Raw genomic sequence first — 14,665 nt, 5'->3', positions numbered from 1 at the left:
GCCGTTCCCGAAAAACAAATTCAAAACAGGAGACAGACTCAAATGAAGCGTGCAATTTTCAAGGCCGTGTTGGCCAGCATGGCACTGACTGCCATCGGCGCCACGTCCGTGGCATCGGCCCAGGACAAGGGCGCCATCGGCATCTCGATGCCCACCAAGTCCTCGGCGCGCTGGATTGCCGATGGCGACAACATGGTCAAGGTGCTCAAGGAGCGCGGCTACAAGACCGACCTGCAGTACGCCGATGACGACATCCCCAACCAGCTCGCGCAGATCGAGAACATGATCACCAAGGGCGCCAAGGTGCTGGTGATCGCGTCCATTGATGGCACCACGCTGTCCAAGGCGCTGCAAAACGCGGCCGACAAGGGCGTGAAGGTCATTGCGTACGACCGCCTCATCAAGGGATCGAAGAACGTGGACTACTACGCCACGTTCGACAACTTCCAGGTCGGCGTGCTGCAGGCCACGTCCATCGTGGACAAGCTGGGCCTCAAGCAAGGTAAGGGCCCGTTCAACATCGAACTGTTTGGCGGCTCGCCCGACGACAACAACGCCTTCTTCTTCTACGACGGCGCAATGAGCGTGCTGCAGCCCTACATAGACAGCGGCAAGCTGGTGGTGCGCAGCAAGCAGACGGGTATGAACAAGGTAGGCACCCTGCGCTGGGACGGCTCGGTGGCCCAGGCGCGCATGGACAACCTGCTGTCGGCCTACTACGGCAAGGACAAGGTGCATGCCGTGCTGTCGCCGTATGACGGCATCTCCATCGGCATCCTGTCCTCCCTCAAGGGCGTGGGCTACTGCACTGCCCAGCAGCCCTGCCCAGTGGTCAGCGGCCAGGACGCTGAGGTGCCTTCGATCAAGTCCATCCTCAAGGGCGAGCAATCTTCCACGGTGTTCAAGGACACCCGCGAGCTGGCCAAGGTAGCCGCCAACATGGTGGACGCCGTGCTGACAGGCAAGCAGCCTGAGATCAACGACACCAAGACCTACAACAACGGCGTGAAGGTGGTGCCGTCGTACCTGCTCAAGCCGGTGGCGGTGGATTCCTCCAACTGGAACGCGGTGTTGGTAGGCAGTGGGTACTACAAGGAATCGCAAATCAAGTGAGCACGAGCGGCTTCTGCATCTAAAGCCGCCGCCTGCGAATGCCACCGGGGCAGCGCAGGCGGCCTGCAACCGGGATGGGGCCAGAGGCCCCGCCAACAGACTGAGAGACCATGCTTCTTGAAATGCGGAACATCCGCAAAACCTTCCCCGGCGTGGTGGCGCTGAACCAGGTCAACCTGCAGGTGCAGGCCGGGGAGATCCATGCCATCGTCGGCGAAAACGGGGCGGGCAAATCCACGCTGATGAAGGTGCTGTCGGGTGTGTACCCGCACGGCAGTTACAGCGGGCAGATCCTGTTCGACGGGCAGGAGCGCGAGTTTGCGGGCATCCGCGACAGCGAGCACCTGGGCATCATCATCATTCACCAAGAGCTGGCGCTGGTGCCGCTGCTGTCGATTGCCGAGAACATCTTCCTGGGCAACGAAACCGCGCGGCACGGCGTCATCGACTGGATGGCCGCCCACAGCCGCGCCCAGGCGCTGCTGCACAAGGTGGGCCTGGGCGAATCGCCCGACACGCCAGTGGGCCAACTGGGGGTGGGCAAGCAACAGCTGGTGGAGATTGCCAAGGCGCTGTCGCGCAAGGTGCGCCTGCTGATCCTGGACGAGCCCACCGCCAGCCTGAACGAGAACGACAGCCAGGCCCTGCTGGACCTGCTGCTGGAGCTGAAAGCCCAGGGCATCACCTGCATCCTGATCTCGCACAAGCTCAACGAAATCTCGCGCGTGGCCGATGCCATCACCGTGCTGCGCGACGGCAGCACCGTACAGATGCTGGACTGCCGCGAAGGCCCGGTGAGCGAAGACCGCGTGATACAGGCCATGGTGGGCCGCGAGATGAGCGACCGCTATCCGCAGCGCCAGCCTCAGGTGGGCGAGATTGTTTTTGAGGTGCGCAACTGGCGCGCCCACCACCCGCAGCGCAGCGATCGCGAGCACCTCAAGGGCATCGACCTGAACGTGCGGCGCGGCGAGATCGTGGGCATCGCAGGCCTGATGGGCGCAGGCCGCACCGAGCTGGCCATGAGCATCTTTGGCCGCTCGTGGGGCCAGCGCATCAGCGGCGAGGTGCGGCTGCACGGCCAGCCCATCGATGTGAGCACGGTAGAGAAAGCCGTGAGTCACGGCCTGGCCTATGTGACCGAAGACCGCAAGGGCAATGGCCTGGTGCTGAACGAAGACATCCAGTTCAACACCTCGCTGGCCAACCTGCCGGGTGTGTCGTTCGCCAGCGTGATCGACAGCGGGCAGGAGCACCGCGTGGCGCAGGACTACCGCGAGAAGCTGCGCATCCGCTGCTCGGGCGTGGACCAGAAGACGCTGAACCTGTCGGGCGGCAACCAGCAAAAAGTGGTGCTGAGCAAATGGCTGTTCACCAGCCCCGAAGTGCTCATCCTCGATGAGCCCACGCGCGGCATCGACGTGGGCGCCAAGTACGAGATCTACACGCTCATCGCCCAGCTGGCGGCCGAGGGCAAGTGTGTGATCGTGATTTCTTCGGAGATGCCAGAGCTGCTGGGCATCACGGACCGCATCTATGTGATGAACGAAGGCCGCTTTGTGGCCGAGATGCCAACTTCAGAGGCCTCGCAAGAAAAGATCATGCGAGCGATTGTGAAAGCCAGTTGATATGAGCCAGACCACCCATCCCCCCGCCAGCACGCTGGCCGACGGAAACCCAACAACTGCGGCGCGGCACGACAAATCGCTGCTACAGCACCTCCAGCACAACCTGCGCGAATACGGCATGCTGATCACGCTGGTGGCCATCATGGGCTTCTTCCAGTACATGACCGAGGGCACGCTGATGCAGCCCTTGAACCTCACCAACCTGGTGCTGCAGAACAGCTACATCGTCATCATGGCGCTGGGCATGCTGCTGGTCATCGTGGCCGGGCACATCGACCTGTCGGTGGGCTCGGTGTGTGGCTTCATCGGCGCGCTGGCAGCGGTGCTGATGGTTGAGTACAACTGGCACTTTGTGCCTGCCACGCTGGTGTGCCTGCTGTGCGGCGGGCTCATCGGCGCCATCCAGGGCAGTTTCGTGGCCTTCTCGCGCATTCCCTCGTTCATCGTCACGCTGGCGGGCATGCTGGTGTTCAAGGGGCTGGCGCTAGCGCTGCTGGCGGGGCAGTCGGTGGGGCCGTTCCCCTCGGCCTTCCAGATGCTCAGCTCGGGCTTCATCCCCGACCTGTTCAGTGTGGAGGGGCTGCGCATGACCTCGCTGCTGTTGGGCGCGGCCGTGGCTGCGGCCCTGGCTGTGGGCGGCCTGCGCCAGCGCGCCAACCGGCTGCGCCACGGCGTGCAGACAGAGCCTGCAGGCCTGTTCATCGCGCGTACCGTGGTGTTCGGCGGGCTGCTGGTGTACTTCAGCTACCTGCTGGCCTCGTACAAGGGCCTGCCCAACGTGCTCATCGTGATGGCGCTGCTGATCGTGCTGTTCGACTTCGTCACCAGCCGCACCACCATCGGCCGCCGCATCTACGCCATGGGCGGCAACGAGAAGGCGGCCAAGCTCTCGGGCATCAAGACCGAGCGGCTCACGCTGTATGCCTTTATCAACATGGGCGTGCTGGCGGCCCTGGCAGGGCTGGTGTTTGCAGCGCGGCTCAACACCGCCACGCCCAAAGCGGGGCTGGGTTTTGAGCTGGACGTGATTGCGGCGTGCTTCATCGGCGGCGCATCGGCATCGGGTGGCGTGGGCAAGGTGATGGGCGCGGTCATTGGCGCCTTTGTGATGGGCGTGATGAACAACGGCATGTCCATCCTGGGCATCGGCATCGACTACCAGCAGGTCATCAAGGGCGTCGTGCTGCTGGCAGCCGTGCTCGTGGATGTCTACAACAAGAACAAGGCATGACGGTTTCCATGGACGCATCCACCGCTCACGCCCCTGCTGCAGCCCCGGTGCTGCAGCTTTCGGGCATCCACAAGCAGTTTGCGGGCATCACCGTGCTGCGCGATGTGCAGCTCAACCTCTACCCTGGCGAGATCCATGCGCTGATGGGGCAAAACGGTGCGGGCAAGTCCACGCTGATCAAGGTGCTGACGGGCGTGCTGGAGGCCAGCGGCGGGCAGATGCGGCTGGGCGGGCAAGCCGTGTGGCCCGACTCGCCTCTGGCCGCGCAGCGCCTGGGCATCAGCACCGTGTACCAGGAGGTCAACCTCTGCCCCAACCTCTCGGTGGCCGAGAACATCTTTGCGGGCCGCTACCCGCGCTGCGGTATCGCGCAGGGCTTTCGCATCGACTGGGCCACGCTGCACCAGCGCGCCCGCGATCTGGTGGCGCGCATCGGTCTGCAGATCGACGTGACGCGCCTGCTGTCGGACTACCCCGTGGCCGTGCAGCAGCTGGTGGCGATTGCGCGTGCACTCAGCATCGAATCGCGCGTGCTGATCCTGGATGAGCCCACTTCCAGCCTGGACGACGACGAAGTGCAAAAGCTCTTCGAGGTGCTGCGGCGCCTGCGCAGCGAGGGGCTGTCCATCGTCTTTGTGACGCATTTCTTGAACCAGGTGTATGCCGTGTCCGACCGTATCACCGTGCTGCGCAACGGCAGCTGGGTCGGCGAGTGGCTGGCTAAGGACCTGGGCCCGCAGGCGTTGATTGCTGCCATGCTGGGCCGCGACCTGGCCGCTGCATCGGAGCAACCCGCACCAGCACCCGCTGTGGACAGCCGCCATGCCAACCTGCTGCAAGCCGAGGGCCTGGGACAAGACACGCAACTGCAGCCGCTGGACCTGCAGATCCGCGCGGGCGAGGTGGTGGGCCTGGCCGGGCTGCTGGGATCAGGCCGCACCGAGCTGGCACGTCTGCTGTTCGGCCTGGAGCAGCCCGACCGGGGCGCGCTGCGCATCGACGGGCAGGTGGTGAAGTTCGCGAACCCCATGGATGCGATCCGCCACGGCCTGGCCCTGTGCCCCGAAGAGCGCAAGACCGACGGCATCGTGGCCGAGCTGTCGGTGCGCGAAAACATTGCGCTGGCGCTGCAGGCGCGCATGGGCGTCGGCAAGTTCCTTTCGCGCTCCGAGCAGACGGAGCTGGCCGAGCGCTATGTGAAGCTTTTGGGCATCAAGACCGAAACCGTGGACAAGCCCATCGGCCTGCTCTCGGGTGGTAACCAGCAAAAGGCGATCCTCGCGCGCTGGATGGCCATCGAGCCGCGCCTATTGATCCTGGACGAACCCACACGCGGCATCGACGTGGCCGCAAAGCAGGAAATCATGGACCAGATCCTGCGCCTCGCCCAGGCGGGCATGGCCGTGCTGTTCATCTCTTCCGAAATGAGCGAGGTGGTGCGCGTGGCGCACCGCATAGTGGTGCTCCGCGACCGCCGCAAGGTGGGTGAGCTGCCTGCGGGCAGCAGCGAAGACGCCGTTTACGACCTGATTGCTGCCGAACATGCTTGAACGTTCCCCTTCCCTTCTGGCGGCGTTGCTGCGACACCGTCTGGCCTGGCCCCTGATCACGCTGGCACTGCTGCTCGTCGTGAACACGGTGTTCAACAGCAGCTTCCTGCACATTGAATGGCGCGACGGGCACCTGTACGGCAGCCTCATCGACATCCTCAACCGCGCCGCACCGCTGGTGCTCGTGTCTCTGGGGATGACGCTGGTGATTGCCACGCGCGGCATCGACATCTCGGTGGGTGCCACGGTAGCCATTGCAGCGGCGGTGGCGGCCTGGATGATCGGCGGATCGGTATCGGGCACCGAAAGCCGGTTCCCGCTGCCGGTCGCCATCCTGGGCGCCATCGGCGTGGCGCTGCTATGCGGGCTGTGGAACGGCGTGCTCGTCGCCAAGGTGGGCATGCAGCCCATCATCGCCACGCTGATCCTGATGGTGGCGGGCCGGGGCATTGCCCAGCTCATCACCGACGGGCAGATCATCACCATCTACTACACGCCCTACTTCTTCCTGGGTGGCGGGTATCTGGCAGGGCTGCCGTTCTCTGTGTTCGTAGTGGCCGCTGTCTTCGTGGCGCTGTACCTCGCCATCACGCGCACTGCGCTGGGCCTGTTCATCCAGGCAGTGGGCATCAACCCCACGGCGGCGCGGGTGGCGGGTGTGCAGGCGGGGCGGCTCATTGTGGCGGCCTATGTGTTCTGCGGCGTGTGCGCGGGCATTGCGGGGCTGCTGATCAGCTCCAACGTGAAGAGTGCGGACGGCAACAACGCCGGGCAGCTGCTGGAGCTGGACGCCATCCTGGCCGTCACGCTGGGTGGCACCGCGCTCACCGGTGGGCGCTTCAGCCTTGTGGGCAGCGTGATTGGCGCGCTCATCATCCAGACGCTGACCTACGCCATCTATTCGCTGGGCGTACCGCCCGAGATCAACCTGGTGGTCAAGGCCGTGGTGGTGTTCATCGTGATGCTGCTGCAGTCGCCCGAGTTCCGGGCGCAAGTGGGCGCCTTGGCACGCCGCCCCGGCGCGGGAGCTTTGCAATGAGCGCCGTACCCAAGACCGCAGGCTTCGGCACCGTGAACCACCCTGCCCCACAGGCCACCGCCGCGCGCGCGCGGTTCAACCCCAAGTACCTGCCGCTGGCCGCCACCATCTCGCTGTTCGTGGCGATGGCCACGCTGGGCTCGGTGCTGTACACCGGCTTCTTCTCGGCCCAGGTGTTCCTCAACCTGCTGATCGATAACGCCTTCCTCATCATCGTGGCGGTGGGCATGACGTTCGTGATCCTGTCGGGCGGCATCGACCTGTCGGTGGGCTCGGTGGTGGCGCTGACCACCATGGTGCTGGCCGCGCTGGTGGAACACCGGGGCTGGAACCCGATGGTTGCCATACCCCTGGTGCTGCTGATGGGCACGGCATTTGGCGCGTTCATGGGTTTCCTCATCGAGCGCTTTCGGCTGCAGCCCTTCATCGTCACGCTGGCGGGCATGTTCCTGGCGCGCGGGCTGTGCTACCTGATCAGCATCGACTCGATCAGCATCACACACGAAGGCTATTCGGAGCTGGCCCAGTGGCGCCTGCCGCTGTGGGAAGGCGCATCCCTATCGCTGGGCGCGCTCATCGCCATCGCCGTGCTGCTGGTGGCCCTGTTTGTGGCGCACTGCACGCCGTTTGGCCGCAGCGTGTATGCGGTGGGCGGCAGCGAGCACTCGGCGGTGCTCATGGGCCTGCCGGTGCGCCGCACGCTGATTGGCGTCTACACGCTCTCGGGCTTTTGCTCAGCGCTGGCAGGCGTGGTGTTCACGTTCTACATGCTCTCAGGCTACGGCCTGCATGCCGTGGGCATGGAACTAGACGCAATTGCCGCCGTGGTCATTGGCGGAACGCTGCTCACCGGTGGCGTGGGCTATGTGGCGGGCACGCTGTTTGGCGTGCTCATGCTCGGAATCATCCAGACCCTGATTTCCTTCGACGGCACGCTCAGCTCCTGGTGGACGCGCATCGTCGTCGGTGTGCTGCTGTTCGCTTTCTGCCTGCTGCAGCGGCTGCTCTCGCGCCGCTCGAGCAAGGCCCGCTGACTTTTCATTTCTCCCCTTTCTCTCGCACCCCACCATGACCACCCCCAAGCGCAAACTCCGCTCCGCCGAATGGTTCGGCACCGCCGACAAAAACGGCTTCATGTACCGCAGCTGGATGAAGAACCAGGGCATCCCCGACCACGCGTTCGACGGCCGCCCCGTGATCGGCATCTGCAACACCTGGTCCGAGCTGACCCCGTGCAATGCCCACTTTCGCAAGATTGCCGAGCATGTGAAACGCGGCATTTATGAGGCGGGCGGCTTCCCGGTCGAGTTCCCGGTGTTCTCCAACGGGGAGTCCAACCTGCGCCCCACGGCCATGCTTACGCGCAACCTGGCCAGCATGGATGTGGAAGAAGCCATTCGCGGCAACCCTATCGACGCGGTCGTGCTGCTGGTGGGCTGCGACAAGACCACGCCCGCGCTGCTGATGGGCGCAGCCAGCTGTGACGTGCCCGCCATCGTGGTCACGGGCGGCCCCATGCTCAACGGCAAGCTCGACGGCAAGGACATTGGTTCGGGCACGGCCGTGTGGCGCCTGCACGAATCGCTGAAGGCGGGCGAGATCAACGAACACCAGTTCTTCGCGGCCGAGGCGGGCATGTCGCGCTCGGCGGGCACCTGCAACACCATGGGCACGGCCAGCACCATGGCCTGCATGGCCGAATCGCTGGGCACCTCGCTGCCGCACAACGCCGCCATCCCGGCAGTGGACGCACGCCGCTATGTGCTGGCCCACATGTCGGGCAAGCGCATTGTGGAGATGGCGCACGAAGGGCTCACGCTCTCCAAGATCTTGACCCGCGAGGCGTTTGAGAACGCGATCCGCACCAATGCGGCCATCGGCGGATCGACCAATGCGGTCATCCACCTCAAGGCCATCGCGGGCCGCATCGGCGTGCAGCTGGACCTGGAGGACTGGACGCGCATTGGCCGTGGCACGCCCACGCTGGTAGACCTGCAGCCCTCGGGCCGCTTCCTGATGGAAGAGTTCTACTACGCGGGCGGCCTGCCCGCCGTGCTGCGCCGCCTGGGCGAGAACAACCTGCTGCCCCACCCCAATGCGCTCACCGTCAACGGCAAGAGCCTGTGGGACAACGTGCGCGAAGCCCCGCAGTACAACGACGAGGTCATCCGCCCGATCAGCAACCCGCTGATCGCCGACGGCGGCATCTGCATCCTGCGCGGCAACCTGGCGCCGCGCGGCGCGGTGCTCAAGCCCTCGGCCGCATCGCCCGAGCTGCTCAAGCACCGGGGCCGGGCCGTGGTGTTTGAAAACCTGGAGCACTACAAGGAGCGCATCGTCGATGAGAACCTGGACATCGACGCCAGCTGCGTGATGGTGCTCAAGAACTGCGGCCCCAAGGGCTACCCCGGCATGGCCGAGGTGGGCAACATGGGCCTGCCGCCGAAGCTGCTGCGCCAGGGCGTGAAGGACATGGTGCGCATCTCCGACGCGCGCATGAGCGGCACCGCCTACGGCACCGTGGTGCTGCACGTGGCGCCCGAGGCGGCTGCGGGTGGCCCGCTGGCCGCAGTGCGCGATGGCGACTTCATCGAGCTGGACTGCGAAAACGGCCGACTGCACCTGGATATCAGCGATGAGGAACTGGCGGCGCGCCTGGCCGCATTGGCCAATACCGACCAGGGCGGACGCGGCGGCTACCAGCGCCTGTATGTGGACCACGTACTGCAGGCCGACGATGGTTGCGACTTTGACTTTCTGGTGGGTTGCCGAGGTGCGGCGGTCCCGCGTCACTCTCATTGAAGGACGCCCCCGGAGCCGCTTCGCGCCTTTGCCGCGCCCGCCACAGAAGAATGCTACACATTTGATAGCAATCAGAGCTTAATGGACAGGCGACAGAGACTCATTTCACTCAATTTTTTACCCATACCCGCCATGCCTGCCCCCCATTCCCTCCAGAACCCTCGCTACCGAGGCATCTTCCCCGTCGTGCCCACCACCTTCCACGAAGACGGCACGCTCGACCTCGACAGCCAGAAGCGCTGCCTCGACTTCATGATCGACGCCGGTGTGGATGGCGTCTGCATCCTGGCCAACTTCTCCGAGCAGTTCTCGCTGTCCGATGCCGAGCGCGAAGTCCTCACCCGCACATCGCTGGAGCACGTGGCGGGTCGCGTGCCGGTCATCGTCACCACCACCCACTACGGCACCCGCGTGTGCGCCGAGCGCAGCCGCGCCGCGCAGGACATGGGCGCCGCCATGGTGATGGTCATGCCGCCGTATCACGGTGCCACCTTCCGCGTGCCCGAGGCGCAGATCTACGAGTTCTACGCCCGTGTGTCGGATGCGATCCGCATCCCGATCATGGTGCAGGACGCGCCCGCCAGCGGCACCGTGCTGTCGGCCCCCTTCCTGGCCCGCATGGCGCAAGAGATTGAAAACCTGGCCTACTTCAAGATCGAAGTGCCCGGCGCCGCCAGCAAGCTGCGCGAGCTGATCCGCCTGGGTGGAGACGCCATCGAAGGCCCGTGGGACGGCGAAGAAGCCATCACCCTGCTGGCCGACCTGGATGCGGGCGCCACGGGTGCCATGACGGGCGGCGCGTTCCCTGACGGCATCCGCCCCATCATCGAGGCACACCGCCAGGGCGACATGGACCAGGCGTTTGCGCTCTACCAGCGCTGGTTGCCCCTCATCAACCACGAAAACCGCCAGGGCGGCATCCTGACCGCCAAGGCACTGATGAAGGAAGGCGGCGTGATCGCCTGCGAGGCAGGCCGCCATCCCTTCCCGGCCATGCACCCCGAGGTGCGGCGCGGCCTGGTCGATATCGCGCGGCGGCTGGACCCGCTGGTGCTGCGCTGGGCACGGTAAGCAGGACACCCATGGCGCCTGCACGTTATCTGGTGCCCGCCGAGGCGGGCCTTATCGCTTTGGACTGGGGCACCAGCGCATTGCGCGCCTTCCGCATGGGCGCGCATGGCGAGGTGCTGGAGACGCGGCACCGCCCCTGGGGCATCATGAACCTGCCCCCCACCACCGCGAGCGCGGCAGACATCGAGCCCGGCGCCGCGTTTGAACGCGCACTGCAAGACACCTGCGGCGACTGGCTGGCCGCCACACCCGGCCTGCCCCTGCTGGCCTGCGGCATGGTGGGCAGCGCGCAGGGCTGGCGCGAGGCCAAGTACCTGCCCACGCCCACCTCGCTCGATGCACTGGCCCGGGGCCTGACGCTGGCGGAGCGGCGCGACGGCCCGCCGCTGCACATCGTGCCGGGTCTGTTGCAGCAGGGCACGCTGCCCAACGTGATGCGCGGGGAAGAAACCCAGGTGCTGGGGGTGCTGGCAGGCCTTGCACTGCGTGCGGATGGGCCCGTGCTCATCGGCCTGCCCGGCACCCACAGCAAATGGGTGCTGGCACGCCAAGGCCACATCGAACAGTTCCACACCTTCATGACCGGCGAGGTGTTTGCCGCTCTGCGCGGCCACACGATTCTGGGCAAGACCATGCAGGCTGCAGTTACACCCGACGACGATGCCTTTGCGCGCGGGCTGGAGGTGGCACGCGGCAGCGATGCCGCGCTGGGACTGCTCTCGCACATCTTCAGCACCCGCACGCTGGGGCTAACCGGCGCGCTGGCGCCTACCGCGCAAGCGGACTACCTCTCGGGCCTGCTGATCGGGCACGAGGTGGCGAGCCTGAGCCGCGCACAGGATCAAACCCCAACAACACCACAAACGCTGGTGCTGTGCGGCGAGCCCGACCTGTGCCGCCGCTACGCGATTGCACTGCAGACCTACGGCTTTGCCGCCCCCACCATCGCCACGCAGGCCACAGCCACCGGGCTGTGGCAAATCGCGCTGGCGGCGGGGCTGGTCGTTGCGCCCGAGCCCTCCCCCTCACACCCCTTCACCGCCGGAAGCCTGCCCGCATGAACCCCATCGACAAAGCCCTGTTCCACATCCTGCAGCGCTGCGGGCTCATCGCCATCCTGCGCGGCGTGCAGCCGCACGAGGTGGTGGCCATCGGCCACGCGCTGTACGACGCAGGGTTTCGCATCATCGAAGTGCCGCTCAACTCGCCCGAGCCGCTGGCCAGCATCCGCGCGCTGCGCGATGCACTGCCCGCCGACTGCCTGGTGGGCGCAGGCACCGTGCTCTCCATCGATGCCGTGGCCGATGTGGCCGCAGCCGGTGGGCAGATCATCGTCATGCCTCACAGCGACCCCGATGTGATCCGCGCTGCCCGCGCCGCTGGCATGGCCTGCGCGCCCGGCGTGGCCACGCTGACCGAAGCCTATGCCGCGCTGGCAGCGGGCGCCAACATGCTCAAGCTGTTCCCCGCCGAGGCGCTGCCGCCCCATGTGCTCAAAGCCTGGCGCGCCGTCATCACGCCGCCCATGGCGCTGGTACCCGTGGGCGGCATCGTGCCCGAGAGCATCGCGCCCTACGCGGCAGCAGGGGCCAGCGGCTTTGGCCTGGGCTCGGCCTTGTACCGGCCCGGCGACCAGGCCCCCGAGGTGGCGCACAAGGCCGCAGCGTTTGCGCGGGCTTGGCAGGCGTCGTTCGGCACAGCACCCGCCACCACCTGACCAGCCCTCAGTTCGTCCCCAACAACCCCGCGTTTCCCAACGCATCGCATCGCTCCCATGAAGATCACCCGACTCACCACGTTCATCGTTCCGCCGCGCTGGTGCTTCCTCAAAATCGAAACCGACGAAGGCATCACCGGTTGGGGCGAGCCCGTGCTGGAAGGCCGCGCCCACACCGTGGCCGCTGCAGTGGATGAACTGGCCGACTACCTCATCGGCAAAGACCCGCGCCACATCGAAGACCACTGGACCGTGCTGTACCGGGGCGGCTTTTACCGGGGCGGCGGCGTGCACATGAGCGCGCTGGCCGGCATCGACCAGGCGCTGTGGGACATCAAGGGCAAGGCACTGGGCGTGCCCGTGTCCGAGCTGCTGGGTGGCAATGTGCGCAGCCACATCAAGGTCTACAGCTGGATCGGCGGCGACCGCCCCAGCGAGACAGCCGCTGCTGCCCAAGCGGCCGTGGCGCGCGGCTTCACGGCCGTGAAGATGAACGGCACCGAAGAGGTGCAGTACGTGGACAGCTACGACAAGGTGGAGCGCTGCCTGCAGAACGTGGCCGCCGTGCGCGAGGCCGTGGGGCCGAATGTGGGGATTGGCGTGGACTTCCACGGCCGTGTGCACCGGCCCATGGCCAAGGTGCTGGTCAAGGAGCTGGAGCCCTACAAGCTCATGTTCATCGAAGAGCCCGTACTGAGCGAACACGAAGAGGCGCTGAAGGAGATCGCCCGCATCTCGTCCACCCCCATCGCCCTGGGCGAGCGCCTGTACTCGCGCTGGGACTTCAAGCGCGTGCTGCAAGGCGGCTATGCCGACATCATCCAGCCCGACCCCTCGCATGCAGGCGGCATCACCGAAACCCGCAAGATCGCCAGCATGGCCGAGGCCTACGACGTGGCCCTGGCCCTGCACTGCCCGCTGGGCCCGATTGCCCTGGCGGCCAACCTGCAGCTGGATGCGGTTTGCTACAACGCGTTCATCCAAGAGCAGAGCCTGGGCATCCACTACAACCAGGCCAACGACCTGATGGACTATGTGTCCAACCCCGAGGTGTTTGCGTACGAAGACGGGATGGTTGCGATCCCGAACGGGCCAGGATTGGGCATTGAGGTGAACGAGGACTATGTGCGCGAGCGTGCAGTGGAGGGGCACCGGTGGAGGAATCCGGTGTGGCGGCACCGGGATGGGAGTTTTGCGGAGTGGTGAGCGGGTTGGGATCTTCGTCAGTGGCTTCGGTGGCAATGGGCGGCTTTAGGCTGGTTGCAGTCATACGCTGACCGCAAACGAATGAGTAATATCGGCCAGAAGGAGACATTGGAGGAGCATGGCTACAACACAGATCAATGACTTTATCGTTCGTCTGATGACCGGCCAGCGAACGACGTTGCGGCGACTGCATCCGTTGTTCAAACCGTTTGAGCCGTACCGCCGCCCAAGCCCAGGTACCGGCGGGGAAGTGCCAGTTCCTGAGAGCGCCGAGGCGTTCCTTACCGCGACCGGCTACGGCGATATCGCTGAAGTACTGAGCTTCCGCGCAGAGTGGATGCACCTGATTGATCGTGGAAAGTTGGCTGGGTGTGTCATCTGCTCAGGATGACGGTGGCAACCAATATGCTTGTCCAACGTCTGATAATAAGATCTATTTTATTCGCGCTGCTCACCTGAATACGTGCTCATAGCTGCTTCAATCGGTGATTTTCTAGAGTGGCTTGAACGTCGCCGCTTCGATCTCGAATGATGGAGAAACGGGCTTGAGTTGAAGCCGTGCAGCTGAGAGTACATAACTGTAAGTTTTGGAGCCGCCTTCAGGGAAAGCTCACCGTATACAAATGAGGGAAATAATGTCTAGCCATCTTCAAGAAATAGAGGAGCTAACCGATTTAATGAGGAATGAGTGGCTTGATGTCAGGCTATGCATTGAGCTGCTTGGCTATGATCCGGCGGAAACACTGCTTGTCGCATTTGCGGAAAGCGAAGATGAAATGGAGTATTCAATAATTGTCACAAGAGATTGGCGAATATTTGAATGCTCCCGTAGTACAAATGAAATTGCCGAAATAAAATTCAGCAAAGTAGAAGAGATCCCGAATTCAGAAGAAACTTTCAAGTTGACTCCAACAATTAAATTGGCGCTGAGCATTCAGGAGAATTTATAACAAACTGCTCTCGGCCATCTGCTGACCTTGACGAACGACTGATTTGAGGCAGGCAGCTCTCCCAAAACCCGGTCTCGGCAGCTAAAAAGTGTCTAGTCACCCCGAGGCAAATCAGATCGACAGTGTCTTCAACCTTTTGGGGATCTGTTCCGAGAGAAACGCCATCAGTGCCCGAACTGTTGGCGATTGATGGCGTTGCATGGGGTAGATGTCGCATCCCGGACGATTGCATAGACTCTAAACGCTATCCACTCTTCATGGCCCGAGCTGTTTTGAAGGAGTTGATAGAGTCCTTGCAATCTATCCAGGGAGTGAAGCCATGTTGATTGCCCTGCACAAGAACGCCCGCACCACTCCC

13 protein-coding genes are annotated in these 14,665 nt (G+C 64.4%); all 13 read left to right on the top strand.

The genetic code is table 11. The annotated features are described in order from the left end of the window. Positions 1 to 42: 42 nt before the first annotated feature. On the top strand, positions 43 to 1,113 hold the full coding sequence (gene chvE / locus A1D30_RS22610) for a multiple monosaccharide ABC transporter substrate-binding protein (protein ID WP_063462987.1): 1,071 nt from the start codon (positions 43 to 45) through the stop codon (positions 1,111 to 1,113). A 110-nt stretch (positions 1,114 to 1,223) separates the two neighbouring features. Beyond that, positions 1,224 to 2,741: a multiple monosaccharide ABC transporter ATP-binding protein gene (mmsA, locus tag A1D30_RS22605; protein ID WP_063462986.1), complete on the top strand. Its 1,518-nt coding sequence runs from the start codon at positions 1,224 to 1,226 to the stop codon at positions 2,739 to 2,741. A gap of 1 nt (position 2,742) precedes the next feature. Then, positions 2,743 to 3,972: a multiple monosaccharide ABC transporter permease gene (gene mmsB / locus A1D30_RS22600; protein WP_063462985.1), complete on the top strand. Its 1,230-nt coding sequence runs from the start codon at positions 2,743 to 2,745 to the stop codon at positions 3,970 to 3,972. Continuing rightward, positions 3,969 to 5,522 carry a sugar ABC transporter ATP-binding protein gene (locus A1D30_RS22595; protein ID WP_242422012.1) on the top strand — a complete coding sequence of 518 codons (1,554 nt, stop codon included), beginning with the start codon at positions 3,969 to 3,971 and terminating at the stop codon, positions 5,520 to 5,522. The genes mmsB and A1D30_RS22595 overlap by 4 nt, the downstream gene beginning before the upstream one ends. Next, positions 5,515 to 6,561 carry an ABC transporter permease gene (locus tag A1D30_RS22590; protein WP_063462983.1) on the top strand — a complete coding sequence of 349 codons (1,047 nt, stop codon included), beginning with the start codon at positions 5,515 to 5,517 and terminating at the stop codon, positions 6,559 to 6,561. Before A1D30_RS22595 ends, A1D30_RS22590 begins: the two co-directional genes overlap by 8 nt. Further along, on the top strand, positions 6,558 to 7,595 hold the full coding sequence (yjfF, locus tag A1D30_RS22585; protein WP_063462982.1) for a galactofuranose ABC transporter, permease protein YjfF: 1,038 nt from the start codon (positions 6,558 to 6,560) through the stop codon (positions 7,593 to 7,595). Before A1D30_RS22590 ends, yjfF begins: the two co-directional genes overlap by 4 nt. A 34-nt stretch (positions 7,596 to 7,629) precedes the next feature. Beyond that, on the top strand, positions 7,630 to 9,363 hold the full coding sequence (locus A1D30_RS22580) for an IlvD/Edd family dehydratase (protein WP_063462981.1): 1,734 nt from the start codon (positions 7,630 to 7,632) through the stop codon (positions 9,361 to 9,363). Positions 9,364 to 9,495: 132 nt separating this feature from the next. After that, the gene (locus A1D30_RS22575; RefSeq protein ID WP_063462980.1) at positions 9,496 to 10,434 is read left to right on the top strand and encodes a dihydrodipicolinate synthase family protein; all 939 of its coding nucleotides are present in this window, start codon (positions 9,496 to 9,498) and stop codon (positions 10,432 to 10,434) included. An 11-nt stretch (positions 10,435 to 10,445) separates the two neighbouring features. Next, positions 10,446 to 11,495, top strand: a complete 1,050-nt coding sequence (locus A1D30_RS22570; protein ID WP_063462979.1) for a 2-dehydro-3-deoxygalactonokinase — start codon at positions 10,446 to 10,448, stop codon at positions 11,493 to 11,495. Continuing rightward, positions 11,492 to 12,151 (top strand): 2-dehydro-3-deoxy-6-phosphogalactonate aldolase, encoded by a 660-nt coding sequence (locus A1D30_RS22565; RefSeq protein WP_063462978.1) that lies wholly within the window; start codon positions 11,492 to 11,494, stop codon positions 12,149 to 12,151. The genes A1D30_RS22570 and A1D30_RS22565 overlap by 4 nt, the downstream gene beginning before the upstream one ends. 57 nt (positions 12,152 to 12,208) lie before the next feature. Next, complete coding sequence (gene dgoD / locus A1D30_RS22560) at positions 12,209 to 13,357, top strand: galactonate dehydratase (protein WP_063462977.1); 1,149 nt, start codon at positions 12,209 to 12,211, stop codon at positions 13,355 to 13,357. Between the two features lie 118 nt (positions 13,358 to 13,475). Then, the gene (locus tag A1D30_RS25665) at positions 13,476 to 13,748 is read left to right on the top strand and encodes a hypothetical protein (protein WP_131798520.1); all 273 of its coding nucleotides are present in this window, start codon (positions 13,476 to 13,478) and stop codon (positions 13,746 to 13,748) included. 244 nt (positions 13,749 to 13,992) lie between these two features. Next, complete coding sequence (locus tag A1D30_RS25660; protein ID WP_131798519.1) at positions 13,993 to 14,307, top strand: hypothetical protein; 315 nt, start codon at positions 13,993 to 13,995, stop codon at positions 14,305 to 14,307. Positions 14,308 to 14,665 lie beyond the last annotated feature (358 nt).

The organism is Acidovorax sp. GW101-3H11 (assembly GCF_001633105.1).
In the GTDB taxonomy this organism is placed as follows: domain Bacteria; phylum Pseudomonadota; class Gammaproteobacteria; order Burkholderiales; family Burkholderiaceae_C; genus Acidovorax.
The sequence above is the reverse complement of the archived record's forward strand: the minus strand, read 5'-3'. Positions and strand labels throughout refer to the sequence as shown.

What these genes read in the sequence shown, in the direction of transcription:
- A1D30_RS25660 (WP_131798519.1), top strand. Translation starts at nt 13,993, where the DNA reads ATGTCTAGCCATCTTCAAGAAATAGAGGAGCTAACCGATTTAATGAGG.
- chvE (WP_063462987.1), top strand. Translation starts at nt 43, where the DNA reads ATGAAGCGTGCAATTTTCAAGGCCGTGTTGGCCAGCATGGCACTGACT.
- dgoD (WP_063462977.1), top strand. Translation starts at nt 12,209, where the DNA reads ATGAAGATCACCCGACTCACCACGTTCATCGTTCCGCCGCGCTGGTGC.
- A1D30_RS22595 (WP_242422012.1), top strand. Translation starts at nt 3,969, where the DNA reads ATGACGGTTTCCATGGACGCATCCACCGCTCACGCCCCTGCTGCAGCC.
- yjfF (WP_063462982.1), top strand. Translation starts at nt 6,558, where the DNA reads ATGAGCGCCGTACCCAAGACCGCAGGCTTCGGCACCGTGAACCACCCT.
- mmsA (WP_063462986.1), top strand. Translation starts at nt 1,224, where the DNA reads ATGCTTCTTGAAATGCGGAACATCCGCAAAACCTTCCCCGGCGTGGTG.
- A1D30_RS25665 (WP_131798520.1), top strand. Translation starts at nt 13,476, where the DNA reads ATGGCTACAACACAGATCAATGACTTTATCGTTCGTCTGATGACCGGC.
- A1D30_RS22590 (WP_063462983.1), top strand. Translation starts at nt 5,515, where the DNA reads ATGCTTGAACGTTCCCCTTCCCTTCTGGCGGCGTTGCTGCGACACCGT.
- A1D30_RS22580 (WP_063462981.1), top strand. Translation starts at nt 7,630, where the DNA reads ATGACCACCCCCAAGCGCAAACTCCGCTCCGCCGAATGGTTCGGCACC.
- A1D30_RS22565 (WP_063462978.1), top strand. Translation starts at nt 11,492, where the DNA reads ATGAACCCCATCGACAAAGCCCTGTTCCACATCCTGCAGCGCTGCGGG.
- A1D30_RS22575 (WP_063462980.1), top strand. Translation starts at nt 9,496, where the DNA reads ATGCCTGCCCCCCATTCCCTCCAGAACCCTCGCTACCGAGGCATCTTC.
- mmsB (WP_063462985.1), top strand. Translation starts at nt 2,743, where the DNA reads ATGAGCCAGACCACCCATCCCCCCGCCAGCACGCTGGCCGACGGAAAC.
- A1D30_RS22570 (WP_063462979.1), top strand. Translation starts at nt 10,446, where the DNA reads ATGGCGCCTGCACGTTATCTGGTGCCCGCCGAGGCGGGCCTTATCGCT.